The organism is Sphingomonas sp. BRN-1R, from assembly GCF_057748035.1.
The window spans coordinates 3,163,020-3,188,868 of sequence record NZ_CM173236.1; the positions used below are offsets into that span (position 1 = coordinate 3,163,020).

Sequence of the window (25,849 nt, forward strand, 5' to 3'; positions counted from 1 at the left end):
TTGACGACGAGGACCGGTGCGATACTCTGCGCGGCGACGTGACGCGCTTGAACGCGCGCACGACTGCATGGGAGAGATGCGGTGCTGAAACGCTGCCTCGCGATCGCCGCCTGCGCCGTGCTCGCCGGGGCGTCGCCACAGAAAGCGCCCGGCGACGTGATCGTCAAAGGCAAGCGGCTGGACCGGGACATCATCGTGGAGGGCAGCCGCACCACGCTCACGCCCGGCCTGTGGAGCATACAGGCCGGGCCGGGCATCGCGACTACGATCAGCGACACGCCGGAGATGAACGGCCGGCGCACGTACGCTATTCCCGCCTTCCGCTGGCAAGTGTGCTTGCCCGGACAGGCGCTGAGCGCCCAGATCGCCCGGCTGCTGATCGAAGGGTCGGCGCTCGGATGTTCGCCGATCCGCTTCCGCCAGCGCGGCAACCGCATGACCGCCGACTTCGCTTGTACGCACGGGGTCGGCAACGAAGACGTCGCTTACGGCGGGACAGCGACTCCGCGCAGCGTCGATCTGCGTGTGAGCAAGGTAGCGGAATATTCGACGCGTGGGCTGAGCAACACGATCACAACGCAAAGCCGGCTGTTCGCGAACCGGCTTGGCGAGTGCAAGGGTATCGGCGTCGATCAGCAGCCTTCGATTCATAACCCCACCTTCGCCACCGTGGTCCACCCAAAGCCGCTGGAAGACGACCTGACGCCCGCCCCCACCGTCATGCCGCGCGGCATCCCGATCGGCGCGCCGGCGCAGCCCGACGATATCGTCGTCGTCGCGCGCAAGCTGATGAACCTGCGGCTGCGCTACGCAAGCGACGGCCGCATCCTCACCAACTGCTCCAACACCCGGCGAAGCGGGGACGCGCGGATCGACCGGATCGGCTGCGCGGTGCTGAAGGCCTGCGTGGCGAGCGGCAGCGAAGCGACCGACACGACGCTGGCGTGCTTCAACACGCGAATCATGTCGCTCGTCCCCGGCATCCATGCCGCGCCGGTCGCGCAATATCGCGGCAAGGCCGGCTATTTCGAGCGATAGCGCGCCGCCCCCCGTCCTAGACGAACAAGCCGACGATCGCGCGGACGACCGCGACAAGCGCGACAATCACCGACGATCCCGCCAGCGGGCCGATGAACACCGCGAGCAACATCATGCCGACCAGACGCAGCAACAGCCGCTCCTGCGCCGGGTTGAGCTTGGGTGCCGGCGGCGGCGGATCGGCGCCGCCCGGCGGTGGCGGCCATGCTCCGGAGTCGAAGTACATCGCCAGCGATCGTATCAGACGACGCGCCGCGAATCTCGCTCACCCGCCGCTGCCGACACTCCGTTTAACCTTTGTTTGTCAATTTCTGCGACATGGCGGAGGACGTGTCGGAAATGCTTACACACGCCCCGCCCAAACACGTCATCGGGATCGCGCGACAATGATAAGGCTGTTCAAGCATTATATCCCCAATGCCGTGCTGTTGCTCGGGCTGCTCGATATCGTGCTGCTCGTGGTGGCGGGCGAGGTCGGCTATGTGATCCGCATCCACCAGCTTGGCAGCATGGTCGACCCGATCCAGAACCGCATGGCGCAACTGGGCTCGTTCGCGCTGTGCGTCGAGATCGCGATGATGGCGACCGGCGTCTATAGCGCGCAATCGCTGCAATCGCTGCGCTTCGCGACGGCGCGGCTGGTGGTGGCGGTGTCGCTGGCGGTGATCCTGCTCAGCGTGATCTTCTTCCTGGTGCCGGGCGCGACCTTCTGGCGCTCCAACCTGCTCTACTCGATGGGCTTGAGCGTCGTCATGCTGATGGCGATGCGCATGCTGCTCGGCAAGGCGCTGGGCGGGCAGATCTTCAAGCGACGCATCGTCGTGCTCGGCGCCGGCGCGCGCGCGGCGCGGCTGAAGGCGCTCGCCTCGGCGCCGGGCGCGGGCTTCGTCGTGGTCGGCTACGTCGCGATGAGCGAGGCGGCGACGCGGGTCATCCCCGAAGCGATCGCGCGTGACGCGATCTACAACCTCGCCGACCATGTCGTGCTGCTCAATGCGAGCGAGGTGGTGCTGGCGCTGGAGGAACGCCGCAACGCGCTTCCGCTGAAGGATCTGCTGCGCATCAAGACCACCGGCGTCCACGTCAACGAGATCTCGACCTTCCTCGAACGCGAAACCGGCCGGATCGACCTGCAAAGCGTCAACCCGAGCTGGCTGATCTTCTCCGACGGATTCTCGTCGGGGCGGATGTTCTCGAGCATGTTCAAGCGGCTGTTCGACATCTGCATGAGCGCGACGTTGCTGGTGCTGATGGCGCCCGTCATCATCCTGACCGCGATCGCCATCAAGCTGGAGAGCCGCGGGCCGGCCTTCTACCGTCAGCGCCGCGTCGGGCTGTTCGGCGTCGGGTTCGACTGCATCAAGCTGCGCTCCATGCGACAGGATGCCGAGGTCGCCGGCAAGGCGGTGTGGGCGGAAAAGGACGATCCGCGCATCACCCGCGTCGGCCGGTTCATCCGCAAATGCCGAATCGACGAGCTGCCGCAGACGTGGAGCGTGCTGAAGGGCGAGATGAGCTTCGTCGGCCCCCGTCCCGAACGCCCGCAGTTCGTCGAGGATCTCGAACAGCAACTGCCCTATTATGCGGAACGCCACATGGTGAAGCCTGGCATCACCGGCTGGGCGCAGATCAACTATCCCTACGGCGCGTCGATCGACGATTCGCGCCACAAGCTCGAATACGACCTGTTCTACGCCAAGAACTATTCGCCGTTCCTCGATCTGCTCATCATCCTCCAGACGATCCGCGTCGTGCTGTTCCCCGAAGGCGCGCGCTGACCGTGATGCTCGCGGGCGTCATCCTGTGGGGCCACGCGCTCGCCGCATTGCTGTTCGCCGGAGTGGCGCTGGCGGTGCTGCGCGAGGGGCGGCCCGGGCTGCCGCGGCTGACCTTCACCATCGCGCTGGTCGTCACCGCGCTGTGGGCGCTGGCGGTGGCGGGGATCGGCACCCGCGAGTTCGTCACACGGGCAGCGGACAGCGCGCGCAACCTCGCCTGGCTCGCCTTCATGTTCGCGCTGGTGCGGCGCGATCCGGCCGCGCCGGAGCGCCGGGCGGTATCGCTGATCTACGGCGCGGTGGTACTCGTCATCCTGTGCGGCTCCGCCCTGTCGGTCGCGCAGGAGATGCTCGGCACGACCGTCGCGCGCGATCTCGTCTCGGTCCGCACGCTGTTCCGCGCGATGGTGGCGATCAGCGCCTTGGTGCTGCTCCAGCATCTGTACGGCGCGGTGGTGCCGCGCGCGCGCGGCGGCATCCGCCTCGTCGTGATCGCGCTGGCGGCGATGTGGGGGATGGACCTGCTGCTCACCGCCACCGCCTATACGGCCGGGCGCTGGCCGCAGGAGCTGGTGGCGACGCGCGGCGTCGTGATGGCGCTGACCGCGCCGGTGCTCGCGGTGGCGGTGCAGCGTGGCGGCGACTGGACCCTGCAACTCTCGCGCACGGTCGCATGGCAGACGCTCTCGATCGCCGCGACGATCCTCTATGCGGTGGCGATGCTGCTCGCCACCAGCGCGATCGCGACGCTGGGCGGGGATCATGCCCGGCTGCTCGAAACCGCCTTCGTGTTCGGCAGCACCGCCGCCGGGCTCACGCTGCTGTCCTCGCCGTGGGTGAAGGCGTGGGCGAAGGTGAAGCTCGCCAAGCATTTCTTCGAACATCGCTACGATTACCGCGCCGAATGGGTGCGCTTCACCGATACGCTCGGCAAGCCCGAGGGTGCCGCCCCGCTCGCCGAACGCATCGTAAAGGCGGTGGCTGACCTGACCGATTCGCCCGCCGGGCTGCTGCTGGTGCCCGAGGGTGCCGGGCTCGGCGTCGGCGCGGGCTGGCGCTGGAGCGAGCCGGGTGCCCAGGGCGCCGACGAAGCGCTCGCCGACTATCTCGCCACCAGCGGGCGGATCGTCGAGCTGGACTCGGTGCGTGCCGCCACCGCCGATCCCGCCGAGCTGGCGAGCGTGCCCGCGTGGATGCTGACGAGCGACGCCTGGGCGCTGGTGCCGCTCGTTCATCTCGGCCGTTTGCAGGGCGCGATCCTGCTCGCGCGGCCGCCGGTCGACCGCGCGCTGGACTGGGAGGATTTCGACCTGTTGCGCATCGCCGGGCGGCAGGTGGCGAGCTACCTCGCCGAAGCGCGCGCGCAGGAGGCCTTGGCCGAGGCCGAGCGGTTCGACGAATTCAACCGCCGCTTCGCCTTCATCATGCACGACATCAAGAATCTGGTGAGCCAGCTGACGCTCACCGCGCGCAATGCCGAGCGCCATGCCGAGAACCCCGCCTTCCGCGCCGACATGATCGCGACGCTGAAGGACTCCGCGGGGCGGATGAACGATCTGCTCGCGCGGCTGTCGCAGCACCATTCGGGCCGCAGCGAGGAGCCGCGCGCGACCGACTTGGCCGATGTCGCCGCGCAGGTGATCCGCCAGCGCCGCCGCCAGCATCCGATCCTGCTGTCGGGCGATGCCCACGCCTTCGCCCTCGCCGATCCCGCCCGGCTGGAGACGTTGCTCGCGCACCTGCTCCAGAATGCGATCGAGGCGAGCGGCAAGGATCAGCCGATCGAGATCGCCGTCGCGGGGGGCGACCGGCCGAGCATCGTCGTCGCGGATACCGGCTGCGGCATGTCGCCCGCGTTCGTGCGCGACCAGTTGTTCAAGCCGTTCGTCTCCTCCAAGCCCGGCGGGTTCGGTATCGGCGCGTTCGAGGCGCGCCAGCTTGCCGAGGCGATGGGCGGCACCGTTTCCGTCACCAGCCGCGAGGGCCGGGGCACACGCTTCGTCGTGACGCTCGCCCCCGCACCCGTCTTGCCCGTGGAACAGGCCGCATGACCGACAAGTCCAAACCGCTGCCCAAGCTGCTCATCATCGAGGACGATCTCGGGCTGCAACGCCAGTTGCGCTGGGCCTATGACGGCTATGAGGTGATCGTCGCGGGCGACCGCGCCAGCGCGATCGACGCGGTGCGCGCGGAGGAGCCGGCAGTGGTGACGCTCGATCTCGGCCTGCCGCCCGATCCCGACGGGGTGACCGAGGGGTTCGCCACGCTGGCCGAAATCCTCGCGCTGAAACCCGATACCAAGGTGATCGTCGCCTCGGGCCACGGCGCGCGTGAGAGCGCGCGGCAGGCGATCGCCGACGGCGCCTGGGATTTCTACCAGAAGCCGATCGACATCGACGCGCTCGGGCTGATCGTCGCGCGCGCCTTCCACGTCCACGCGCTCGAAGCCGAGAACCGCCGCCTCGCCGACCGCACGAGCGGCACCGCTTTGGGCGGCATGATTACGGCCGCGCCCGAGATGCTGAAGGTGACGCGCACGATCGAGCGTGTCGCGGGCGCGGACGTGTCGGTGATGCTGCTCGGCGCGAGCGGCACCGGCAAGGAACTGCTCGCGCGCGGGCTCCACGACACCAGCCCGCGTGGACGTGGGAGCTTCGTCGCGATCAACTGCGCGGCGATTCCCGAGACGTTGCTGGAAAGCGAATTGTTCGGCCACGAAAAGGGCGCGTTCACCGGCGCGGTGAAAACGACCGAAGGCAAGATCGAACAGGCCAGCGGCGGCACTTTGTTCCTCGACGAAATCGGCGACGTGCCTTTGCCCTTGCAGGTCAAACTGCTGCGCTTCCTGCAGGAACGCGTGATCGAGCGGATCGGCGGGCGTAAGGCCATTGCGGTCGATACGCGCATCGTCTGCGCGACGCACCGCGACATCGACGCAATGGTTGCGGACGGCAGTTTCCGCGAAGACCTCTACTACCGTCTCGCCGAGATCGTCGTGCGCATCCCGTCGCTGGCCGAGCGCAGCGGCGACGCCAGCCTGCTCGCCAGCCATTTCCTCAAGCGCTACGCCAAGCAGATGCACTCCGCCGTAACCGGGCTCGCGCCCGATGCGCGCGCCGCGATCGACGCATGGGGCTGGCCCGGCAACGTGCGCGAGCTGGAGAATCGGATGAAGCGTGCGGTCATCATGGCCGAGGGCAAACTCGTCACCGCCGCCGACCTCGATCTGGCCGAGGGCGCGGAGGAAGTGCCGCTCAACCTGCGCGCCGCACGCGAGGGCGCGGACCGCAAGACCATCCGTCAGGCGCTCGCGCGCGCCGAAGGCAACATCTCGAACACCGCCAAGTTGCTCGGCGTCAGCCGGCCGACTTTGTACGACCTCCTGAAGAGCTATGATCTCCATGCCTAAGCCCCGCAAACGCCTCGGTCTTGTCCGCAAAGCCCTGGTAGCGGGCGGCGCGCTCGGCGCGACGGCGGTCGCCGGGCTGTTCGCGGTCACGGCGCTCACCCCCGCGCGCGCCGATGCGGGCGACGCGCGCCGGCATCTCGCGCAGAGCCTCACCCTGCTCGACGCGGGCAATTACAGCGCGGCGCGGCTCCACGCGCAACTCGCGATCAAGGCCGATCCCAACTGGGGCCTCGCCCATGCGGTGCTGGGCCGCGCGTATCTGGCGATCGGCGACGGCATCTCGGCCGAGGGCGAACTCGACCGCGCGCGCGACGACGGCTTCGACACGGCCCGCGCGCACCAGCTCTACGCACATGCCGCGCTGCTGGAGGGCGATCCCGACCGCGCGCTCTCCGAGGCGGCCAAGGCGCAGCCACGCTTCGCCGGTTATGCGATGCGGATCGCCGCGCGCGCGCTCGCCGCCAAGGGCGACGTGCCCGGTGCGGAGGCGATGCTGCTGCGCGTGGCTGCCGCCAATCCGCAGGACGGCGCGGCCTATGCCGATCTCGGCCGGGTGCGGCTGGATTCGGGCAATGTCGCCGGCGCGACCGATTCGGCCGCGCGCGCGGTCGCGCTCAGCCCCGACAATCTCGCCGCGCTGACGCTGCGCGGCGAACTGATCCGCACTCAATACGGTCTCGTCGCCGCGCTGCCGTGGTTCGAGGCGGCGCTCGCCAAGGATGCTTATTATTATGACGCGCTGATCGACTATGCCGCGACGCTCGGCGATGTCGGCCGCTATCAGGACATGCTCGAGGCGACGCGCAAGGCCCTCGACGCGCGGCCGGGCGACGCGCAGGCTTATTACCTCCAGTCGGTGCTGGCGGCGCGTTCGGGCAAGTACGATCTTGCGCGCACCCTGCTCGCGCGGACCTCGGGCACACTCGGCGGCATGCCGGGCGTGCAGTTGCTCGGCGGAATGCTCGCCTATCAGGCGGGCGCGTATCAGCAGGCCATCGAACAATGGAGTGCGCTCGCCGCGCAACAGCCGATGAACCTCACCGCCAAGCGGCTGCTCGGTCTCGCCACCTTGCGCGCGGGCGATGCGCGCGGCGCACTCGCGGCGATGCGCCCGGCGGCGTTGCGCGGCGACGCCGACAGCTACACGCTGACGCTGGTGGCGCGCGCGTTCGAGCAATCGGGCGAGCGGAACTGGGCCGCACCGTACCTCGACCGCTCGTTCTGGCCGGGCCGCCCCACCACGACCCCGTTCGGCATCGACGACGATCCCGGCCTGCTGACCGCCGCCGCGAGCAATCAGCCCGGCGAGCCGGTCGCGCGTTTGGGCGCGGTGCGCGGGCTGCTCGAAGCGGGCAACCAGAGCGGCGCGCTCGCACAGGCGCAGGCGATCACGCAGATCATGCCGGGCGCGCCCTCGGGCTGGCTCGCGCTCGGCGATGCGCTGGCGGCGGGCGCGCGCTACGGCGATGCCGCCACCGCCTATGCCCGCGCCGCCGACATCCGCTTCGACGAGCCGACGATGCTGCGCATGGTCGACGCGCTCGACCGTGCCGGCCAGCGACCGCGCGCGCTGGACGCGCTCACCAAATTCCTGTCGCAGAACCCGCAGAGCATCGCCGGCCAGCGCATCGCCGCGCACTGGCAGATCGCCGGCGGCGATTACGACGCCGCCATTGACACGCTGGAGTCCTTACGCCAGCAGCTCGGCGACCGCGATGCCGGGCTGCTCGCCGAACTCAGCTATGCCTATACCGGCGACGAGGATGCCGCCACCGGCCGCAGCTACGCCCGAGCCGCCTACCGGCTCGCGCCGATGAACCCGGCCGCGACCGATGCCTATGGCTGGGCCTTGTACCAGCTCGGCAAGACCGATCTCGCGCTGCAATTGTTCCAGAAAGCGGTGGCGATCGCGCCCGCCGATGCGACCTTGCGTTGGCATCTCGCCCAGGCGCTCGGCGACCTCAACCGCGACGGCGAGGCGGCGACGCAGATCCGCGCGGCGCTGGCGGACCCGACGTTTGCGGATCGCACTGCGGCAACGGCGGCGTTGAAGGCATTGAGCGCCTGAACGATCGTCGCCCCGGCGCAGGCCGGGGCCGCTGCGTGTAGGGCAACCGGCCTGCATCATACCATAGCGGCCCCGGCCTGCGCCGGGGCGACGGCTTGCGGGGTTGCTTCCTTCCCGCACCGCGATACAGCGCAACCCCGCCTGACCTGGGGAGCTACGCACATGACAGACCCGATCGAACGGATCGCCGCCGCGCTCGAACGGCTCGCCCCGCCTCGCCTCGCCCCTGCCGATCCCCACGCGCACCCCGCCTATGTCTGGCGCGGCGACACGCTGGTGGCCGCGCGCGCGTTCGCGCCGGTGCCGCTCGACCGCATCTTCGGGCTGTCCGCACAGAAACAGGCGCTGCTCGACAATCTCACCCGGCTGGCGAACCGCGCCGCCGCGCACGACGTTCTGCTGTGGGGCGCCCGCGGCACCGGCAAGTCGGCGCTGGTCAAGAGCTGCACCGGCGCGGTGCAGGCGTCAGGTGCGGACCTCGCGCTGGTCGAGGTGATCGGCACCGGGCTCGATACGCTGCCCGAGCTGTTCGCACACATCGCGCCAGCGCCCCGCGCCTTCGCGATCTTCATCGACGATCTCGGCTTCGATGCCGCAAGCGACGCGCGCGCGCTGCGTTCGATGCTCGATGGCGGCGCGGAGGCGCGGCCGGCGAACGCGCGGCTGTTCGTCACCTCGAACCGTCGCCACCTCGTGCCGCGCAACATCGAGGAACAGGCCGATGCGATCAACCCGCGCGACGCGGTCGACGACAATCTCGCGCTGGCCGACCGTTTCGGGCTGAGCCTGGGCTTCCACGTGATCGATCAGGACACCTATCTCGGCATCGTCGAGGGATATACGCAGGCGCTCGATCTGCCGTTCGACGCGGTCGAGGCGGTCGGCTGGGCGACGCGGCGCGGCAGCCGTTCGGGGCGGGTGGCATGGCATTACATCGTCGATCTGGCCGGGCGATACGGCCGATCTTTGACATAGTTGCTGATCGAAATCAGGGTGGTTGCGATCCGCCTTGACTTGGTTCCGCACGGCCCTGAAATGCTCGCATGGGGCGCGTGGGGGAAATCGATCTGCCGGACCGGCTTGCGCCGGGTGTCCCGCGATGGGCCACGCAGATCGGCGTCGGCCTGCTGTGCGGGCTCGGCGCGATCGGCGGGCGGCTGTTGCTCGATCTGGTCGTGCCGGGTGTCGGGCCTTACGCCTTGGTCTTCCCCGCGCTGATCCTCGCGACATTGTTCGCGCACTGGCCGGCGGGCGTGCTGACGGCGGCGCTGTCGATCCTCTATGCGTGGCGTTCGGTGCTGCTCGGGCTCGCCATGCCGGTCACGCTGCCCGCGGCCGATCCGTATGGCGTGGTGCGGACGCTGGTGATCTCGGCGGCGGCGGGCATCACCATCATCATCGCCGAGATGTTCCGGCAGGCTGTGCGTCAGGCCGCGGCCGAGCGCGACCGTGAGATCGCCGACCGCGACCTGTTCCTCGCCGAGTTCGACCACCGCATGAAGAACAACTTCGCGATCGTCGCGGGGCTGCTCGACATGCAGGCACGCCGCGCGGAACATCCCGCCACCGTCGCCGCGCTTAATACGGCGCGGATGCGCGTCGAAAGTATCGCGCAGGCGCACCGTCACCTCTACCGCGGTAGCGATGCGATCGGCGCGGTGGAGATGGGCGACTACCTCCATCAGCTCTGCGGCGCGCTGGTCGAGGCGCTGTTCCTCGGCGGCAAGGTGACGCTGACCTGCGAATGCGAGAGCGCGCAACTGCCGCGCGACCGTGCGGTGTCGATCGGGCTCGTCGTCAACGAACTCGTCACCAACGCCGCCAAGCACGCTTTCACCGGACGCGACACCGGCCGCATCCACGTGACGTTCCACCAGCATGGCACCGGCTGGACGCTGAGCGTAGCCGACAACGGCGTCGGCCTGCCGCCGAAGGGCGGTCCGGTGCCGCGCGGCGGCCTTGGCACCCGGCTGGTCGATGCGTTCGCCCGTCAGGCGGAGGGACGGCTGCACACCGAAAGCGGACCGACCGGAACGCGCGTGACGCTCGACCTCGCTGCCTGAGCCGCCGCCCCGGCGCGACGAGGGATCAGGCGATCCCCTTCATCTTGCGGAATGCGTCGAACGCGTCGAGGAACCGGTCGAGGTCGGTCTTCGACAGGTAATAGGGCGTGGACAGCCTCAGCTTGCTCGGCTCGCCGCCACGGATGCGGATCGTGTGGGTCTTCCACAGCCACGTCTCCAACTCCATGCGCTGCACCGGCGGCACGTTGACCGTGATGATCGCGCAGCGCATCGCCGGATCGGGCGAGGTCCAGCTCTCCGCGCCACGCTTCATCATCTCGGCGTGGAGATAATCGGCCATCTGTCGGTGGCGCTTCTCGATCCGGTCGATGCCGATGCCCTGCGCCATCGCCAGCGCCGCGTTCAGCCCCATCATCGTCGGGATGTTGGACGATCCGAACTGCTGGTAGCGCGCCGCCTTGAGCGTCGGATCGTCCCAGCTATGCGTGACGGTGGTGTTCCACACGCGGTCCATGATGCTTTCGTCGCGCAGGTAGAGGAACCCGGTGCCCTTCGGCGCGAAAAGCCATTTGTGCATCGAGCCCGTATAGAGGTCGCAGCCGATATCGTTGAGGTCGAGCTTCCCCATCCCCGCAGCATGCGCGCCGTCGAACGCCGAGACGATGCCCTTGGAGCGCGCCAGTGCGGCGATCTGCTTGGCGGGCAGTACAACGCCGGTGTTGGTGCTGATGTGGCTGACGAAGATGATGCGCGTGCGCGGTGTAATCGCGTCGTTGATACGGTTGAGGATCTCGTCGGGGCTCTTGGGCGGCTTGGGCATCGCGAAGGTCTTGACGACGATGCCGTAGCGTTTCGCACGCAGCTCCCAAGGGGCGATGCCGCTGCCATGCTCCTCGTCGGACATCAGCACCTCGTCGCCGGCGCGCATGTCGAAGCCATTGCCGACGAAGCTGTTCGCCTCGGTCGCGTTGCGCACCATTGCGATCTGGTCGACGTGCGCGCCTACCAGATCGGCGAAGGGTTTGCGGAACTCGGGCCACGGGCCATAGCCCCAGATCGGATAATCCTCGGGCTCGGGCTGCATCATCCGTTCGGTCTGCTGGTAGCTGTCGAACACCGCCTTGAGCACCGGGCGCGGGGACGAGCCGACCGTGCCGTTGTTGAGGTTGACGAGTTCCGCCGGCATCAGAAACTGTTTGCGCAAAGTCGCCCAATAGGCGTCCTCATCGCGTTCGTAGAGGCCGGATGCGGGCATCGCCACTGGCTCCAGCGCGGCGGCGAACGCCTCGCGGCCGAATGGCGCGGCAATCCCGCCCAGGGTTGCGGTCGCGAGCAGGGAACGGCGGTTCAGCATCGGCACCTCGGCACTGGCATGAGTCCCGCGCGAGGGTAGCGGCTTCGCTGCGCCGCACAATCGTTATTCCTATGAAGAAACTAAAAAGCGACCTGCCCGACGACGTTGCCCGGCGGCGTATAGCGGCACACCAGATAATCGTCGCGCTCGTTGCTGGCGAGCGCGCAGCCGAACCGCGTGGTGCCGCGCCACACGATCTGCGTGTAGTGCGCAACGTCCTCCCACTTGCCGGTGGTGCTGAAATCGGGCGTCACGACGTTGCGGAAGAAACGCTTCTCATCGACGAACCCGCCGACCATCTCGTCGTAGCGATACGCGCCGCGCGTGCCGGTCCACAGATTCTCGCCCTCGCGCCCCGGCCCCATCGGCTGCTCGGCATGTTCGAATCGGTGTTCGGCGGCCAGCGTGCGCGCATAGTCGAGCGCATGCGCGGCGAGCGTGTCGTCCCACACCAGCGGCGCGACGCCGACGGCGGCGCGCGCGCGGTTATGCCCGTCGAGCATCGCCTGCCGCAGCAGGCTCAACCCCCGCGCGGGCTGCTCGGCAAGGCGCGGCTCCGTGATCCTCGCGGGGCCGGGCGGCGAACACGCGGCGAGCGCCAGCGCCAACAACAGTATCTTCCGCATCTTCCCACATCCCTTGCGGGTCCATAGATGGCGCGGGATGCCCCCAAGCGAAACCCCACCGCTCGCGCTTTATGTCCATTGGCCGTTCTGCGTCTCGAAATGCCCGTATTGCGATTTCAACAGCCATGTTCGCGAATCGGTCGATCAGGCGGCGTGGGCGAAGGCGTTGCTCGCCGATCTCGCCTATGAGGCGCAGGCGTTGCCGGGGCGGCGGCTCGGCTCGATCTTCTTTGGCGGCGGCACGCCCTCGCTGATGCCGCCCGCCACGGTGGCGGCGATCCTGCGCGCGGCGGAAGATGCGTGGGGCTTCACGCCCGATATCGAGATCACGCTGGAGGCGAACCCCTCCTCGGTCGAGGCGGCGCGCTTCGCCGATCTGGCGGCGGCAGGCGTGAACCGCGTGTCGCTGGGGTTGCAGGCGCTCGACGACAACGCCTTGCGCTTCCTCGGCCGCGCGCATGGTGTCGATGAAGGGCTGGCCGCGCTGGCGACCGCGCAAGGCTGTTTCGCGCGCGTCAGCTTCGACCTGATCTACGCACGTCCCGACCAGAGCCTCGCCGCCTGGGAGGCGGAACTCGCCCGCGCGATCGGCTTCGGCACCGAGCATCTGTCGCTCTATCAGCTCACCATCGAACCCGGCACGCGCTTCGCCACAGATGCGACGGCCGGGCGCATCGTCATCCCCGATGGCGACGCGGCTGCGGACCTGTTCGAGGCGACGCGCGCGATGACGGCGGCGGCGGGGTTGCCGGCCTATGAGATTTCCAACCACGCGCGGTTAGGCGCGGAGAGCCGGCACAATCTCGTCTATTGGCGCTATCAGGATTATGCCGGCATCGGCCCAGGCGCGCACGGGCGGCGCGGCGGGCTGGCGACCGCGCGCCACAAGAAGCCTGAGAACTGGATGGGCGCGGTCGCGCGCAACGGCCACGGCGCGCAGATCGAGGAGCCGCTCGCGCCCGCCGACCGCGCCAAGGAGGCGCTGCTGATGGGGCTGCGGCTGCGCGAGGGGATCGATCTCGCACGCGTGGCGCGACTGGGCGACGCGGCGGTGGCGGCGATGATCGACGAGGCGAAGGCGGCGCGACTGGCCGCGCAGGGATTGCTCGCGCGCAACGGCGATCACCTCGCCGTCACCGAGGCGGGTATGCTGCTGCTCGACGCGATCCTGCCCGAGATCGTGCGCGGCTGATCGTCGCCCCGGCGGCGTTCCCAACCGGGCGAGCGCCACGCCAAGCGACACAGCGGCCCCGGCCTTCGCCGGGGCGACGGTTACGCGCGGGCGTGTTCGACCACGCCGTCCGAATTGTAGCGCAGCGCCTTCAGCACCGTCTCGACGATGCCGTCCGCGTCGAGACCCGCCTGCGCATATTGCACCTCGGGCTTGTCCTGATCCTGGAAGGTGTCGGGCAGGCGCAGCGTGCGCAGCTTGAGCCCCGCGTCGATCAGACCCGCGTCCGACGCGAAGGTCAGCACATGCGCGCCTAAGCCGCCGACCGAGCCTTCCTCGATCGTGACGGCGACTTCGTGCGTCGACAGCAGCTTGCGGATCAGCGCTTCGTCGAGCGGCTTGGCGAAGCGCAGGTCGGCGATGGTGGTGCTGAGGCCGCGTGCTTCCAAGGCCTCGGCCGCCTTCTGCGCCTCGCCCAGCCGGGTGCCGAGCGAGAGGATCGCGACCTTCTGCCCCTGCCGCACGATGCGGCCCTTGCCGATCTCCAGCAACTCGGGCGTGGCGGGCAACGCGACGCCGATGCCGTTGCCGCGCGGATAGCGCACCGCGATCGGCCCGCTGTCGTGCTGGGCGGCGGTGTGGACCATGTGGACCAGTTCCGCCTCGTCGGACGGCGCCATCACCACGAAGTTTGGCAGCGAGGCGAGATAGGTCACGTCGAAGCTGCCCGCATGGGTCGCACCGTCCGCGCCGACCAGCCCGGCGCGGTCGATCGCGAAACGCACCGGCAGATTCTGGATCGCCACGTCATGCACGACCTGATCGTAGGCGCGTTGCAGGAAGGTCGAATAGATCGCGCAGAACGGCCGCATCCCCTGCGCGGCGAGCCCGGCGGCGAAGGTAACGGCGTGCTGCTCGGCAATGCCGACGTCGAAGAAGCGGTCGGGATAGCTCTTGGCGAACGCGTCGAGCCCGGTGCCCGAGGGCATCGCCGCGGTGATCGCGACGATCGTCTTGTCGGTCTTGGCCTCCTCGACCAGCGCTTGGCCGAACACGTTCTGATATTGCGGCGGCCCCGGCGGCGCCTTGGCCTGCGCACCGGTGATGACGTCGAAGCGCTGGACACCGTGGTACTTGTCCGCCGCCGCCTCGGCCGGAGCATAGCCCTTGCCCTTCTGCGTCACGACATGGACCAGGATCGGCCCATCGGGCGCGTCGCGGACGTTCTCGAGCACCGGGATGAGCTGTTCGAGATTATGCCCGTCGACCGGGCCGACGTAATAAAAGCCGAGTTCCTCGAACAAGGTGCCGCCCATCGCCATGCCGCGCGCGAACTCGTCGGTCTTCTTGAGGCTCGTGGCGAGCGGCTTCGGGAGCCGCTTGGCGACGCGCTTGGCGAGATCGCGCAAGCCCAGGAACTCCTTGCTCGACGCGAGCCGGGCGAGATAGCCCGACAGCCCGCCGACCGGCGGCGCAATCGACATGTCGTTGTCGTTGAGGATCACGACGAGGCGGTTGCCCGCGGCCTCGGCGTTGTTCATCGCCTCATAGGCCATGCCGGCCGACATCGCGCCGTCGCCGATCACCGCGATCGCCTTGCCGGGTTTGTCGGCGATCTTGTTGGCGATCGCGAAGCCGAGCGATGCGGAGATCGACGTCGACGAATGCGCCGCGCCGAACGGATCGTATTCGCTCTCGCTGCGCTTGGTGAAGCCCGACAGGCCACCGCCCTGGCGCAGCGTGCGGATGCGGTCGCGCCGTCCGGTCAGGATCTTGTGCGGGTAGCATTGGTGGCCGACGTCCCACACCAGCCGGTCGCGCGGCGTGTCGAACACATAGTGAATCGCCACGGTCAGCTCGACCACGCCGAGCCCCGAACCGAGGTGGCCGCCGGTCTGGCCGACGGCGGAAATCGTCTCCTGACGCAGCTCGTCGGCGAGCTGGCGGAGATCATCGGGCGCGAGTCGGCGGAGATCGGCAGGCGTATCGACGGTGTCGAGGAGCGGCGTGGTGGAAGCGTCAACCATCGCGCGTCCTTAGCGAAGCCGGGCGGGACTGTCGATTGTCGCGATCAGGCGACATGCGACTTGACCGCAGATACGTGGCAAAACCACAACGCCTGCATGATCGATCTCACCCACCGCCTCGCCGTCGCCGCCGACATTCCCGCCATGGCCGCGCTGATGGAGCGCGCGATCGGCGCACTTCAGCACGGCTTCCTCACCCCCGAACAGGTCGCGGCGAGCCGGCTGAGCATGGGGCTCGATACGCAGTTGATCGAGGACGGCACCTATTTCGTGGTGGAGGACGGCGCGCGACTCGCCGGCTGCGGCGGCTGGAGTTTCCGCGCGACGCTGTACGGCGGCAACCACAGCGTGTCGCTGCGCGACGGATCGGTGCTCGACCCCGCCAGCGACGCAGCACGGATCCGCGCGATGTACACCGATCCCGATTTCACGCGGCGCGGCGTCGGGCGGATGACCCTCGCCGTGTGCGAAGCCGCCGCACGGGAAGCGGGCTTCGGCCGCGCCGAGATGATGGCGACGCTGGCGGGCGAGCCGCTCTACCGTGCGTGCGGGTATGAGACGATCGAGCGCGTGGAGCGGATGAACACCGATGGCGTCGCGGTGCCCGGCGTGCGGATGGGCAAACGCCTCTAAACCGTCGCCCCGGCGCGGGCCGGGGCCGCTGGGTGGCTTGGCGATTGTTCCGCGTCAGACGCGGCGGCCCCGGCCTGCGCCGGGGCGACGCCTATTCCGCCGAGTCGCACTCCGCGCAGATGCCGCGCACCTCGATCACCGGGCGCACCGGCGAGAACCCCGCCTTGGTCGCCGCCGAGCGTACGCCGCTGGTGATGCGATCATCGTCGAGGTGGGTGGTCTGCCCGCAGGTGTCGCACACCAGAAAGATGCAGTCGTGCAGGCAGTCGGGGTGCGCGTTGGCGACATAGGCGTTCGAGCTTTCGACCCGCCGCGCGAGGTTGGAATTCACGAACAGATCGAGGATGCGGTACACGCTGTTGGCAGCGACCCGGCGACCCTCCGCCTTCGACACCGCCTCGGCGATGTCATAGGCCGACGCCGGTTTGTCGAAGCTCGCCAGCGCGGCGAAGATGTGCGCGCGCATCGTCGTCCACTGCTCACCCGATCGCTCGAGCGTCTGCTGCGCGGCGCGCGCGAGATCATCGCCTTGCGGTTCCTGGTGAAGATGATGGCTCGCCATCGCCGGGAAATAGGCGTTCCCGACCCCGGCGGCAAGCCGCGCGATCCCGGCCTGCCGCAGCGGGACGCTTGCACGATTGAGGTCGGGGCGAAATTGCGGTATTGCGGCGCAGCATGGAAACCGTCGCGCGTTTTCGCAGGTGACGGTGAACCAAAGCACGAGGCGAGTGTTCAAGCGTAGATGTTAGGCCGTATTCTCAACCGTCGTCGTGAACGCCAGCCGGAACGGCAGAGGGCAGCGGCATCCTACGGTTCGCGGCTGTACGCGATCGGCGACATTCACGGCCGGCGCGATTTGCTCGACGATGTGCTGCGGCAGATCGACGCGCAGGACGCCAAGGATGGCGACACACAATCCGAGATCATCTTCCTGGGCGATCTGATCGACCGTGGCCCCGATTCGGCCGACGTGGTCGCGCGCGTCGTCGAACTGCGCGAGAGCGGGCGCAGCATGAGCGTCCTGCTCGGCAACCACGAGGAGATCTTCCTCCGCATCCTCCACGGTGAGGACAACCTGCTGCCGATGTTCATCAAGATCGGCGGCCGCGAGACGCTGTTCAGCTACGGCATCAATCGCGAGGAATACGACACGCTGTCGAACGAGGCGCTGGGCGACCGGCTGCGCGAACTGGTGCCGCCCGCGCACGTCGCGCTGCTCGACGATTGTGACGAGATGGTGTTTCGCGGCGATTACGTCTTCGTTCACGCAGGCATCCGGCCGGGCATCCCCCTCGCCGATCAGTCGGAGAGCGATCTGCGCTGGATCCGCAGTCCGTTCCTCGAAAGCAACGCCGACCACGGCCGCATCATCGTCCACGGCCATACCGTGACCGAAGAACCGGAACTGCGCGCCAACCGGATCGGCATCGACACCGGCGCGGTGTATAGCGGGCGGCTGACGGTGCTCGGCATCGAAGGCACCCGCCGCTGGCTGTTCGAATCGGCCAAGGCGCCGGTCGATATCGCCCGCCGCAGCGCGGCCTGACTGATCCCCGCCGAAGCTACGGAGCGGGCGTAAATTGGCGCTGCGCTCCGTAACGCCAACCTTTCCAACTGGACCCCGGCTTTCGCCGGGGATCGATCAGCCGAGCAGCTTCTTCGCGAACTCGCGCACCGCCGGCCCGATGTCATCGTGCGCAAGCGCCAGCGCGAGGTTCGCCTGGATGAAGCCGGTCTTGTCGCCGCAATCGTGACGCTCGCCTTCGAAGGTGAAACCGTGGAACGGCTGCGTGCCGATCAACTGCAACATCGCATCGGTAAGCTGGATCTCGCCGCCCGCGCCGGTCTCCTGCTTTTCGAGGATGCGCATCACCTCGGGCTGGAGAATGTAGCGGCCGGGGATCATCAGGTTCGACGGCGCGGTGCCTTGTGCGGGCTTTTCGACCAAAGCGGTCACCTCGGTGAGCCGGCCGTCGATCTTGCCGGGCGAGATGATGCCGTATTTGTGCGTCTCGGCCGGCGCGACCTCGAGCGCGCCGACGACGTTGCCGCCGACCTGATTATACGCCTCCACCATCTGCTTCATGAAGCCGGGCGTGCCGACCATCAGCTCGTCGGGCAGCAGCACCGCGAACGGCTCGTCGCCGACGATCTCGCGCGCGCACCACACCGCATGGCCGAGGCCGAGCGGCTCCTGCTGGCGGATATAGACGGGCGAACCCGGCTTCATGCGGATATTCTCGATCACAGCGAGCGACTTGCCGCGCCGGTTCATCGTATCCTCAAGCTCGTAGGAGACGTCGAAATGGTCCTCCAGCGCGCTCTTTCCGCGACCGGTGACGAAGATGATCTGCTCGATCCCCGCCTCCAGCGCTTCCTCGACCGCGTACTGGATCAGCGGCTTGTCGAGAACGGTCAGCATTTCCTTGGGCATCGACTTGGTCGCCGGCAGGAACCGCGTTCCCAGGCCCGCCACCGGGAAGACCGCCTTGCGTACCGGTTTGATGCTCATGCGTCCTGATCTCCGAAAGCGACTGGGGGTGGTGGAAAGCTGTGGAACCCGCAACCGATCGGTCCGGTGCGGCCTCGCCTATACCGGGGCGGGCGCGGGCTTGTCGACAGGCTTGCCGCAGTGCAGCGCACCGAAACGGATCAGATCGCCCGTCGCGGGGCGGATCAGCAGCCGGGGCGTTCGACGCGTGCGACCAGTTGCGCATAATCGGGTGGCGACAGCGGTTTCGCACCGCCCGCCGCGACCGACGTGGCCGCTGCCGCCAGCGCCGCCGCGCGCTCGGCCGGGTTGCCGTGATCCGTATCGAAGCCGTGGCGTTCGAGCTGCACGCCCGGCCCCTGCCAGAAGCGCACCGGCAGCAGCGGATCATAACCGGCGTTGGCGAGCAGATAGACGCTCAACCGGTCCGCTTCCGCTTCGGTGCGGCGCGTTTCGGCGGCGAGCATGTGGCAGCCGCGCGCGCGGCGCAGTTGCGCGGGGTGGCGCAGGATGATGTGCGCGAGTTCGTGCGCGGCGACCACCGCGACCGCATCGGCATCGAACCGGTCGAAATAGCCGCCGCCGATCTGCACGCGGACATCGTCCGATAGCGCCTTCAACGCGCCGCCGAGCAGCACCTCGAACGCCGCGCGGCACCCGGCGACCGGCGTCACCGTCACCTCGCGCGGGGTGACGCCCCGCAGGATACGCAGCGCGAGCGGACCGTCGCCGGTGCCGCGATCGAGCGTCGCCTGCACCGCATCGCGATCGCTGGTGCTGACGGTGGCACCCGCCTGCGCGAGCGTCGGCTGGGTCATGCCGTTGATCGCGACGATCGAGTCGCCGCCGCGCAGGCCCGCGCGCTCGGCCGGGCTCCCCGGCACGACCCCCTCGATGGCGATCAGCGACGCAAAGCCGAACACCGCGCGCGCATCCTCGCGCGAGGCGGCGTCATACTGCGTGATCGCCTGGAGCGGCATGCCGAACGTCGGCTGGCGCTGGTCGCACAAAGCGGCATTGGCGGTCACGAGCCGGTAGCCGATGCCGGCCAGTTCCATGTCGGCTGCGCGCAACGCCGCCAATGTCGTGGCGCGCGTGGCATCAGGCGCATCTGCGGCCGCAACCGGCTGCACCGCGCACGCCGCCAGCGCGAGCCAGCCGAACAGCCTTGCGCTTGTGTGCATCAAAAGGCGTTGCGGTGCATCAGCACCTTGAAGGTCTGGAGCACCAGGATCACGTCGCGCCAGATCGTCCAGGATTCGAGATAGGCGAGATCGGCCTGCAAGCGGTTGAGCAGGTCGGCACCCGTCTCGGTATTGCCGCGGAATCCGCGTACCTGCGCGAGGCCGGTCAGGCCGGGCTTGACCGCATGGCGGTTCCAGTAATGCGCCGACACTTCCCAATAGAGCGCACTCCCCGCCAGCGCGCCAGTCGCGTGCGGGCGCGGGCCGACGACACTCATCTCGCCGCGCAACACGTTGAAAAGCTGCGGCAGTTCGTCGATGCTGGTCTGGCGAATGAACCAGCCGATCCGCGTAACGCGCGGGTCGCCGCGCGTGACGAGGCGGCTCGCGCTCGCATCGGTTTGCGACACGTACATGCTGCGGAACTTGAGCATCCGGAACAGCCGGTTGCCCTGACCGACGCGTTGCTGCGCGAACAAGACCGGCCCTTTCGAATCGAGCTTGATTGCGATCGCGACCACCACCAGCAGCGGCAGCAGCCCGATCAGCATCGCACCCGCAACGCCCACGTCGAAGATGCGCTTGGTCACGCGGTCGATACCGTTGAGCGGACCGACCGCGACGACGGCGGTGGCGAACCCGTGATAGGTGCTGGTGCCGATCGCACCGAGCGCGTCGAGTTCGGGCGCCAGCACCTCGACCTGCACGCCCGCCCCTTTTAGCGCCAATGCCCATTTGCCGCGTCGCTCGGGCGGGCAGCAGATAATGACGCGATCGGCCTGGAAGACATATTCGCCGATGCGGTGCAGCATCATCGGATCGTTGACGTTGGGGGTGATCCCTGCGCCCTCCACGTCGAGCCGCAGCGCGGTGCAGCCCGGTGGCGGCTCCACCCCGTCGACGATGACGATCTCGGTCGCGGGCGTGCCGCCGAGCGCGCGCGCGGCGAGGTCGGCGAAGATCGCGCGTGCCACCACCAGCGACGCGCAACTCGCGAAGCATCCGGACACGACCAGCACACGCGACAGCGTCTCGTTGGAGCGCGTACCGAAGGTGATGGCGAGGCCGATCGCGAACGCGCCGAGCAAGGCGAAGCACGCCTTGCGCATGCTGCGCGGTGCCTTGATGATGTTCCGCAGCGAAAATGCCTTCGTCTGCAAGGCGATAAGGCAATAGAGCGGCAGCACCAAGGTGAGCAGATTGCCGACGCGCAAGCCAAAGAAATAGCCGAGATGCACCCAGGCGGCGAGCACGATCGGCCCGGTGATCGCGACGAGATCGACCCCGAGCATGCCGAGCATCAGGCGCCCGCGAACCATCTGCTTGGAAATGCGCCGCGGCGCGAGCGCGGAAGGATCAAGCGACACGCGGTCGCTCTCGTCCTGTTTGCTCTCGAACGTGGCCACGCGGATGAATCCCCAGCCCTCGGCTCCGACGGGTCGGCAGAAGGGAGCCGACAGAATGCCACAAATGGTGCGCCGCATCAACATGCGCCGGATTGGCGGTTGTTTCGCAGACGAACCTTGGTATGCGAAAGGCGCGGGGGCACAGGCACGGGCAGACGGTGACGATGGGCTTGGTCGCGAACTTCGAAATGGTGAAGAACCTCGTCGCGCCGCCCGGCGAACTCGGCCGCTCGATCCTCCACATCCACCTCGGCATGGCGATCTATATCGCGCTGCGGCTGCTGACGCGTCGGCGTCGTGGCCCGCTTTGGGCATTGGCCGGCGTCGTTCTGCTCGAGGCGTTTAACGAGACGATGGACCTCGCCGCGACCTGGCCAATCCTTCAGGCATGGCAGGTGCGCGATACCGAGCAGGATGTGTTCAACACCCTGCTATGGCCCTGCGTGCTGTGTGCGCTGACGTTATGGGCCGCCACGCGCCGGCCGGCGCGAACGCGATAGGCAGGAGAGCCCCGATGCGGAAATCCGATGCGATCACCCTCAGCCGCCGCGCGGTGCTGCCGCTGCTGGGCCTGGGCGGCGGCGCGCTGGCGGTGCGCGCGACGCTCGCCCAGCATGGCGGTGGCGGCGAAGACCCGAGCTGGCCGCATTGGGCACCCACCCGCGCCGCGCTCTATGCCGAGTTCGCCCAGTGGCGCACGCGCGGCAAAGATATCCGCAGCTTCGGCGCGAAGCTCGACGGGCAGAGCGACGATACCGCCGCGTTGCAACAGGCGATCGCCTCCGACGCAAGCGTGCTGCTGATCCCGGCGGGCACGCTCAGGCTGACGCGCGCGGTCGCGATCACCCGGCCGCTCGCGATCCTCGGCGCGGGCGACGCCTCGGTGATCCGGTGGGAGGGCCGCCAGCGCGACCCGTTCCTGGCACTTCCCGCCGGCAAGGATCCGGCGACCTTCGTGACCGGCGTGCATATCGATTCCCTGCGCGTGGTGCGGCCCGCGCCGCTGCCCTTTAACGGCACGATCCTGCGCGGGCTGAACGTGCGCAAGATCTCCGTCACGCGCTGTTCGGGCGAGCGGATCGGCGGGCTGTTCGTCGCGCATCTGCGCCGGCTCGTCCGCGACGGGCGCACCGACATCCACGACCCCGCGCTGGTCGCGGGCTTCTCGGCGAACGGCGACGATCTCAACGAGGATATCCTCGCCTACGACAATCGCATCGACGGCGGCGCGTTCATGAGCCAGATCCTGCGCGTCAATTACGGCCGCCGCATCGCCGCGGTCGGCAATGTCGGGCGTTTCGCCAACATCAGTTGGTTTGGCGGCGCTGCGCGGATCAACCAGGGCGGCGCGACCCAGTTCCTGCGCCGCGCGCGCGACATCTACGTCACGCACAACAAGGTCCACGGTGCCAACGGCGGCATCTACGGCAACAATGGCGACGGCATTCTCGTCGCGCATAACGAGGTGAGCGAGATGCTCGACGTCGGCATCGACTTCGAGGGCTGCTTCAACGCGCTTGCGCACGACAACATCGTGCGCAACGCGTCGAACTTCGGACTCGCCACCTTCTATGCCGCCAGGAACATCGTGTTCCGCAACAACCAGGTCTATCAGGACGGCAGCGCCGCCGCTCTGCCCGCCAGATATGGCGCGCGCTATGGCAAGAGCGGCGGGCGCGCGCTGTTCGCCTTGCGCAGCGCCGGGTTCGCACGCCAGCCGGGCGCGGTCGACATATCGTTCATCGGCAACCGCTTCGTATGGGGCGGCAAGAGCGGCGTCGGCGTGTGCCTGCCGAGCTATTTCACGCGACTGGTGATTGACGGCAACAGCTTCGAGAATGTCGAGTGCGACCTCACCTACGGCGCGACTGGCACGCTGACGATGACGCGCAACCGCATGAGCTTCGACCGCGCCGCCGCCACGCCGCTGCGCGCGATCGGCAACAGTGCGGTGCAGGCGACGATCACCGATAACGAGATCCGCGTGACGGCGGCGCAAGCGCCCGGTTCGGCGGCGATCGCCGATACCGCGCCCGGCATCACCCCGCACCGCGCCGAGATCGCACGCAACCGCGTGATCGACGACGGAGGGAGCACCGCTCTACCGATCGCGCTGATCGGCACGAACGGGCATGCCGCCGTCACCGACAACAGCGTGGCGACAGTGTACGTCCAGTCGAAGGCGCTCGGCACGCTGAGCGGCAATCGCACGCGTGGCGGTGCGCCCTCGGCGGTGGCGGCGCTGCCTGCCGCCTTCGCCCCCGCCGCGCCGCCCGCACCCGAGCCCGAACGCGCGCCCGCCGACGAGACGCCCTGAACCGCTATCGTCGGCGCGCGCTTTTCGCCTAAGGCGGTGCGTGGTTCGGGAGGCCTGACTTGAAGATCCTGCACGTCGCGCAAAAGACCAAGGGCGGCGTCGCCACGCATATGGCGCAACTGGTGCGGGCGCAGGCGGCCGAACATGGCGCGGCCAACGTCACGATCGTGGTCGGCGCGGACGAGCGGCACTATTTCGACACGCTGCCGCCCGAGACGTTGCGGCTGTTCCCCAGTTCCGCCCGCCGGCCGGGCGCGTTCGCGCAGATGGCGCGCTTTGCCCATCGTACGATCGCAGCCGAGCGGCCAGATCTGATCCACATCCACAGCACCTTCGCGGGCGTGCTGGTGCGCGCGCGCTACCTGTTCACGAGCCGCACGCGCCGCCCGGCGATCGTCTATTGCGCGCACGGCTGGGCGTTCAACATGCAGATCCCGGCGTGGCAGAAGCGCATCTACGAGGGCATCGAGCGCCTGCTCGCCCGCGCGACCGATCGCATCCTTTGCATTTCACGCTTCGAATATGACAGTGCGCGCGCGATCGGCCTGCCGACGGCGAAGCTGGCGATGGTCTATAACGGCCTGCCCCCGCTCGCCGCGCCACCGCATCCGGTGGCCGGGTTCGATGCCGAGCGGCTCAACCTGCTGTTCGTCGGCCGCACCACGCCGCAAAAGGGCCTGCCCGATCTGGTCGCGGCGATGGCGCGGCTGGCGGATCGGCCGATCCACCTCCACACCGTCGGCGACCGGATCGGCGGCCCCATCCCCGCCAACATCACCGAACATGGCTGGCAACCGCATGCCGCGCTCGCCGGCTATATCGCCGCCGCCGATGCGGTGGTGATGCCCTCGCGCTGGGAAGGGTTCGGCCTCGCCGCGATCGAGGCGATGCGGCAGGCGCGCGCGGTGGTGGCGAGCGATGCCGATGCCTTGCCCGAGATCGTGCGGCCCGGCGTGTCGGGATATCTCTACCCGCGCGGGAACATCGTGGCGCTCGCGGACGTATTGGCAGGGCTGGACCGTGCAGGCTTGCGCAGGGTCGGGCAAAGCGGACTCGACCTGTTTCTCGCCGAGTTCACCGAAACGAGGATGATCGCGGCGATCACAGGAATATACCGCGACCTCAAGAGGTAATGCAGAGACTGCCAATCTTGACTTTTACGTTCGCAACTGCGATACACCTTTCTACTTAGCCATATCAGACAGGGAGGCTGAATATGAAGAAGCTCATTGCGATCGCAACCGCGGGTTGCATGCTCATGGCAGCCTCCGCGCCCGCGCTGGCAGCTCCCGCCGCTCAGGCGCCGCAGGTTGCCGCCGCGAAGCCAATGCCGATGATCGGTACGCGCTCGCAGCTGGTGCAGCGCGCCGCCGCGACGCCGCATGGCGGGTCGAGCAAGTTCCTCGCCATCCGGTCTATCCAGAGCGCGCTGCTCAGCGTCGCGGCGCTGTTCGCCGTCGTCGTCGGCAGCTACTCGGCCGCTGGCGGTTTCGACAGCCCCGGCAGCGCCTGATCGCTTTCGACCGACTGACACGATGATTGGCCCGGCGATATCTCGATATCGCCGGGTTTTCCATGTCTGCTGGTTCAGACCTTTCCGTCTTCGGGATAGTGAGACGTCAGGCTGCGGCAGCGGCGCGGGGATCAGCTTGCGCGCATCCCGCTTTCGGCAACCACCAACGATTGGGAGCGACTCGCATCCCGGCAGCACCGTCCCGACCGTCCGCGACGTGCTCGACTAGCGTGCGGCCCGGCGGTTGAGATCATGGCCGAGCGCGAGAACCGCCACGCCGATCAACGTCCACATCGTCTCGCCACCGCTGCCGTCATGCGGCAGCGACATCGCGCCCGCCATCATGCCGAGCCCGAACGAGCCGGTCGCCGCCGGCAGCATATAGCCATGCGAGAACGCCCCCCGCCCGAGCGCGACCACGCCAAGCAGGATCGCGATCGACAGACCGACCTCGTGGAACAGCGGGTTGAGCAGCAGCCCGCCGGCCGAGGCCGCAAGGGCGACGAACACAGAACTCGCGACACAGTGGACGACGCACAGCCCGGACAGGCCGATGGCGAACCCATCGAAGCGCGACTCGATCCAGCGGATCGCCGGGTGATGAACATGAGCAGTCATTGCCAGCCGCATGTGGCACGCGCCGAGGCAAGTTACAACATATCATCGCAAGTTTTTCGAGCCGAAGGCCGGGCCGGAACGGTCCTGCCGCCCCGGCCCGGCCACACCAGCGAATAGGACGAATCCCGTCGATTGGTGTCGGCTAGCCGCGCGCTGCTAACGCACGAGTCGCTCGAAATCTTCGCACTTGCG

The 25,849-nt window shown here is 68.4% G+C and carries 23 protein-coding genes; 14 read left to right on the forward strand and 9 right to left on the reverse strand.

Annotation, left to right across the window (positions count from 1 at the left end; genetic code table 11):
- Positions 1 to 81 precede the first annotated feature (81 nt).
- Complete coding sequence (locus AC3ANX_RS14765) at positions 82 to 1,038, forward strand: DUF3617 domain-containing protein (protein ID WP_488334018.1); 957 nt, start codon at positions 82 to 84, stop codon at positions 1,036 to 1,038.
- 16 nt (positions 1,039 to 1,054) lie between these two features.
- Here AC3ANX_RS14765 and AC3ANX_RS14770 read toward each other — a convergent pair whose 3' ends face one another.
- The gene (locus AC3ANX_RS14770) at positions 1,055 to 1,264 is read right to left on the reverse strand and encodes a hypothetical protein (RefSeq protein WP_488334019.1); all 210 of its coding nucleotides are present in this window, start codon (positions 1,262 to 1,264) and stop codon (positions 1,055 to 1,057) included.
- A gap of 160 nt (positions 1,265 to 1,424) precedes the next feature.
- On the opposite strand from AC3ANX_RS14770, the gene AC3ANX_RS14775 reads away from it, so the two are divergent.
- The 6 genes from AC3ANX_RS14775 to AC3ANX_RS14800 all read left to right on the forward strand — a co-directional run bounded on the left by AC3ANX_RS14775 (position 1,425) and on the right by AC3ANX_RS14800 (position 10,356).
- Complete coding sequence (locus AC3ANX_RS14775) at positions 1,425 to 2,816, forward strand: TIGR03013 family XrtA/PEP-CTERM system glycosyltransferase (protein ID WP_488334020.1); 1,392 nt, start codon at positions 1,425 to 1,427, stop codon at positions 2,814 to 2,816.
- Between the two features lie 5 nt (positions 2,817 to 2,821).
- Positions 2,822 to 4,867 (forward strand): XrtA/PEP-CTERM system histidine kinase PrsK, encoded by a 2,046-nt coding sequence (prsK, locus tag AC3ANX_RS14780; protein WP_488336963.1) that lies wholly within the window; start codon positions 2,822 to 2,824, stop codon positions 4,865 to 4,867.
- Positions 4,864 to 6,225, forward strand: a complete 1,362-nt coding sequence (prsR, locus tag AC3ANX_RS14785) for a PEP-CTERM-box response regulator transcription factor (protein ID WP_488334021.1) — start codon at positions 4,864 to 4,866, stop codon at positions 6,223 to 6,225. Before prsK ends, prsR begins: the two co-directional genes overlap by 4 nt.
- Entirely contained in the window at positions 6,218 to 8,293 is a 2,076-nt protein-coding gene (locus tag AC3ANX_RS14790; protein WP_488334022.1) for a tetratricopeptide repeat protein, read from the forward strand. The genes prsR and AC3ANX_RS14790 overlap by 8 nt, the downstream gene beginning before the upstream one ends.
- A gap of 162 nt (positions 8,294 to 8,455) precedes the next feature.
- Entirely contained in the window at positions 8,456 to 9,268 is an 813-nt protein-coding gene (locus AC3ANX_RS14795) for an ATP-binding protein (protein WP_488334023.1), read from the forward strand.
- Positions 9,269 to 9,345: 77 nt separating this feature from the next.
- A complete protein-coding gene (locus tag AC3ANX_RS14800; protein ID WP_488334024.1) occupies positions 9,346 to 10,356 on the forward strand; it encodes a sensor histidine kinase in 1,011 nt (336 codons plus the stop codon).
- A gap of 25 nt (positions 10,357 to 10,381) precedes the next feature.
- Here the strand turns inward: AC3ANX_RS14800 and AC3ANX_RS14805 are convergent, their stop codons facing one another.
- Both AC3ANX_RS14805 and AC3ANX_RS14810 read right to left on the reverse strand, forming a co-directional pair.
- The gene (locus tag AC3ANX_RS14805) at positions 10,382 to 11,671 is read right to left on the reverse strand and encodes an aminotransferase class V-fold PLP-dependent enzyme (RefSeq protein ID WP_488334025.1); all 1,290 of its coding nucleotides are present in this window, start codon (positions 11,669 to 11,671) and stop codon (positions 10,382 to 10,384) included.
- An 80-nt stretch (positions 11,672 to 11,751) separates the two neighbouring features.
- Positions 11,752 to 12,297, reverse strand: coding sequence for a CAP domain-containing protein (locus AC3ANX_RS14810; RefSeq protein ID WP_488334026.1), 546 nt, complete (start codon positions 12,295 to 12,297; stop codon positions 11,752 to 11,754).
- Positions 12,298 to 12,334: 37 nt separating this feature from the next.
- Here AC3ANX_RS14810 and hemW point away from each other — a divergent pair, with 37 nt between their 5' ends.
- Positions 12,335 to 13,489: a radical SAM family heme chaperone HemW gene (gene hemW, locus AC3ANX_RS14815; RefSeq protein WP_488334027.1), complete on the forward strand. Its 1,155-nt coding sequence runs from the start codon at positions 12,335 to 12,337 to the stop codon at positions 13,487 to 13,489.
- 80 nt (positions 13,490 to 13,569) lie between these two features.
- Here the strand turns inward: hemW and dxs are convergent, their stop codons facing one another.
- Complete coding sequence (gene dxs / locus AC3ANX_RS14820; protein WP_488334028.1) at positions 13,570 to 15,495, reverse strand: 1-deoxy-D-xylulose-5-phosphate synthase; 1,926 nt, start codon at positions 15,493 to 15,495, stop codon at positions 13,570 to 13,572.
- Positions 15,496 to 15,591: 96 nt separating this feature from the next.
- Here dxs and AC3ANX_RS14825 point away from each other — a divergent pair, with 96 nt between their 5' ends.
- A complete protein-coding gene (locus tag AC3ANX_RS14825; RefSeq protein ID WP_488334029.1) occupies positions 15,592 to 16,128 on the forward strand; it encodes a GNAT family N-acetyltransferase in 537 nt (178 codons plus the stop codon).
- Positions 16,129 to 16,219: 91 nt separating this feature from the next.
- Here the strand turns inward: AC3ANX_RS14825 and AC3ANX_RS14830 are convergent, their stop codons facing one another.
- Positions 16,220 to 16,690, reverse strand: a complete 471-nt coding sequence (locus AC3ANX_RS14830; protein ID WP_488336964.1) for a Fur family transcriptional regulator — start codon at positions 16,688 to 16,690, stop codon at positions 16,220 to 16,222.
- A gap of 180 nt (positions 16,691 to 16,870) precedes the next feature.
- On the opposite strand from AC3ANX_RS14830, the gene AC3ANX_RS14835 reads away from it, so the two are divergent.
- Entirely contained in the window at positions 16,871 to 17,674 is an 804-nt protein-coding gene (locus AC3ANX_RS14835) for a metallophosphoesterase family protein (RefSeq protein ID WP_488334030.1), read from the forward strand.
- Positions 17,675 to 17,770: 96 nt separating this feature from the next.
- Here AC3ANX_RS14835 and galU read toward each other — a convergent pair whose 3' ends face one another.
- From galU to AC3ANX_RS14850, 3 genes are all read right to left on the reverse strand, one after another.
- On the reverse strand, positions 17,771 to 18,640 hold the full coding sequence (gene galU, locus AC3ANX_RS14840; RefSeq protein WP_488334031.1) for a UTP--glucose-1-phosphate uridylyltransferase GalU: 870 nt from the start codon (positions 18,638 to 18,640) through the stop codon (positions 17,771 to 17,773).
- 164 nt (positions 18,641 to 18,804) lie between these two features.
- A complete protein-coding gene (locus tag AC3ANX_RS14845; RefSeq protein WP_488334032.1) occupies positions 18,805 to 19,803 on the reverse strand; it encodes a PDZ domain-containing protein in 999 nt (332 codons plus the stop codon).
- Positions 19,803 to 21,209, reverse strand: coding sequence for a sugar transferase (locus AC3ANX_RS14850; protein WP_488334033.1), 1,407 nt, complete (start codon positions 21,207 to 21,209; stop codon positions 19,803 to 19,805). Before AC3ANX_RS14850 ends, AC3ANX_RS14845 begins: the two co-directional genes overlap by 1 nt.
- Before the next feature lie 158 nt (positions 21,210 to 21,367).
- Between AC3ANX_RS14850 and AC3ANX_RS14855 the strand changes: the two genes are divergently transcribed.
- The 4 genes from AC3ANX_RS14855 to AC3ANX_RS14870 all read left to right on the forward strand — a co-directional run bounded on the left by AC3ANX_RS14855 (position 21,368) and on the right by AC3ANX_RS14870 (position 25,039).
- Positions 21,368 to 21,709, forward strand: a complete 342-nt coding sequence (locus AC3ANX_RS14855) for a hypothetical protein (RefSeq protein WP_488334034.1) — start codon at positions 21,368 to 21,370, stop codon at positions 21,707 to 21,709.
- Between the two features lie 14 nt (positions 21,710 to 21,723).
- Complete coding sequence (locus AC3ANX_RS14860) at positions 21,724 to 23,526, forward strand: right-handed parallel beta-helix repeat-containing protein (RefSeq protein ID WP_488334035.1); 1,803 nt, start codon at positions 21,724 to 21,726, stop codon at positions 23,524 to 23,526.
- A gap of 59 nt (positions 23,527 to 23,585) precedes the next feature.
- On the forward strand, positions 23,586 to 24,659 hold the full coding sequence (locus tag AC3ANX_RS14865) for a glycosyltransferase family 4 protein (RefSeq protein WP_488334036.1): 1,074 nt from the start codon (positions 23,586 to 23,588) through the stop codon (positions 24,657 to 24,659).
- A gap of 83 nt (positions 24,660 to 24,742) precedes the next feature.
- The gene (locus tag AC3ANX_RS14870; RefSeq protein ID WP_488334037.1) at positions 24,743 to 25,039 is read left to right on the forward strand and encodes a hypothetical protein; all 297 of its coding nucleotides are present in this window, start codon (positions 24,743 to 24,745) and stop codon (positions 25,037 to 25,039) included.
- A gap of 225 nt (positions 25,040 to 25,264) precedes the next feature.
- On the opposite strand, the gene AC3ANX_RS14875 is transcribed toward AC3ANX_RS14870, so the two are convergent.
- Positions 25,265 to 25,657 carry a MerC domain-containing protein gene (locus AC3ANX_RS14875; protein WP_488334038.1) on the reverse strand — a complete coding sequence of 131 codons (393 nt, stop codon included), beginning with the start codon at positions 25,655 to 25,657 and terminating at the stop codon, positions 25,265 to 25,267.
- Positions 25,658 to 25,849 lie beyond the last annotated feature (192 nt).

Excerpts from the sequence above, each read along its gene's own strand:
- prsR (WP_488334021.1), top strand. The coding sequence starts at position 4,864 with ATGACCGACAAGTCCAAACCGCTGCCCAAGCTGCTCATCATCGAGGAC.
- AC3ANX_RS14875 (WP_488334038.1), bottom strand. The coding sequence starts at position 25,657 with ATGACTGCTCATGTTCATCACCCGGCGATCCGCTGGATCGAGTCGCGC.
- prsK (WP_488336963.1), top strand. The coding sequence starts at position 2,822 with ATGCTCGCGGGCGTCATCCTGTGGGGCCACGCGCTCGCCGCATTGCTG.
- AC3ANX_RS14870 (WP_488334037.1), top strand. The coding sequence starts at position 24,743 with ATGAAGAAGCTCATTGCGATCGCAACCGCGGGTTGCATGCTCATGGCA.
- AC3ANX_RS14860 (WP_488334035.1), top strand. The coding sequence starts at position 21,724 with ATGCGGAAATCCGATGCGATCACCCTCAGCCGCCGCGCGGTGCTGCCG.
- AC3ANX_RS14790 (WP_488334022.1), top strand. The coding sequence starts at position 6,218 with ATGCCTAAGCCCCGCAAACGCCTCGGTCTTGTCCGCAAAGCCCTGGTA.
- galU (WP_488334031.1), bottom strand. The coding sequence starts at position 18,640 with ATGAGCATCAAACCGGTACGCAAGGCGGTCTTCCCGGTGGCGGGCCTG.
- AC3ANX_RS14835 (WP_488334030.1), top strand. The coding sequence starts at position 16,871 with ATGTTAGGCCGTATTCTCAACCGTCGTCGTGAACGCCAGCCGGAACGG.
- AC3ANX_RS14830 (WP_488336964.1), bottom strand. The coding sequence starts at position 16,690 with ATGGCGAGCCATCATCTTCACCAGGAACCGCAAGGCGATGATCTCGCG.
- AC3ANX_RS14825 (WP_488334029.1), top strand. The coding sequence starts at position 15,592 with ATGATCGATCTCACCCACCGCCTCGCCGTCGCCGCCGACATTCCCGCC.
- AC3ANX_RS14770 (WP_488334019.1), bottom strand. The coding sequence starts at position 1,264 with ATGTACTTCGACTCCGGAGCATGGCCGCCACCGCCGGGCGGCGCCGAT.
- dxs (WP_488334028.1), bottom strand. The coding sequence starts at position 15,495 with ATGGTTGACGCTTCCACCACGCCGCTCCTCGACACCGTCGATACGCCT.
- AC3ANX_RS14775 (WP_488334020.1), top strand. The coding sequence starts at position 1,425 with ATGATAAGGCTGTTCAAGCATTATATCCCCAATGCCGTGCTGTTGCTC.
- AC3ANX_RS14845 (WP_488334032.1), bottom strand. The coding sequence starts at position 19,803 with ATGCACACAAGCGCAAGGCTGTTCGGCTGGCTCGCGCTGGCGGCGTGC.
- AC3ANX_RS14795 (WP_488334023.1), top strand. The coding sequence starts at position 8,456 with ATGACAGACCCGATCGAACGGATCGCCGCCGCGCTCGAACGGCTCGCC.
- hemW (WP_488334027.1), top strand. The coding sequence starts at position 12,335 with ATGCCCCCAAGCGAAACCCCACCGCTCGCGCTTTATGTCCATTGGCCG.
- AC3ANX_RS14805 (WP_488334025.1), bottom strand. The coding sequence starts at position 11,671 with ATGCTGAACCGCCGTTCCCTGCTCGCGACCGCAACCCTGGGCGGGATT.
- AC3ANX_RS14810 (WP_488334026.1), bottom strand. The coding sequence starts at position 12,297 with ATGCGGAAGATACTGTTGTTGGCGCTGGCGCTCGCCGCGTGTTCGCCG.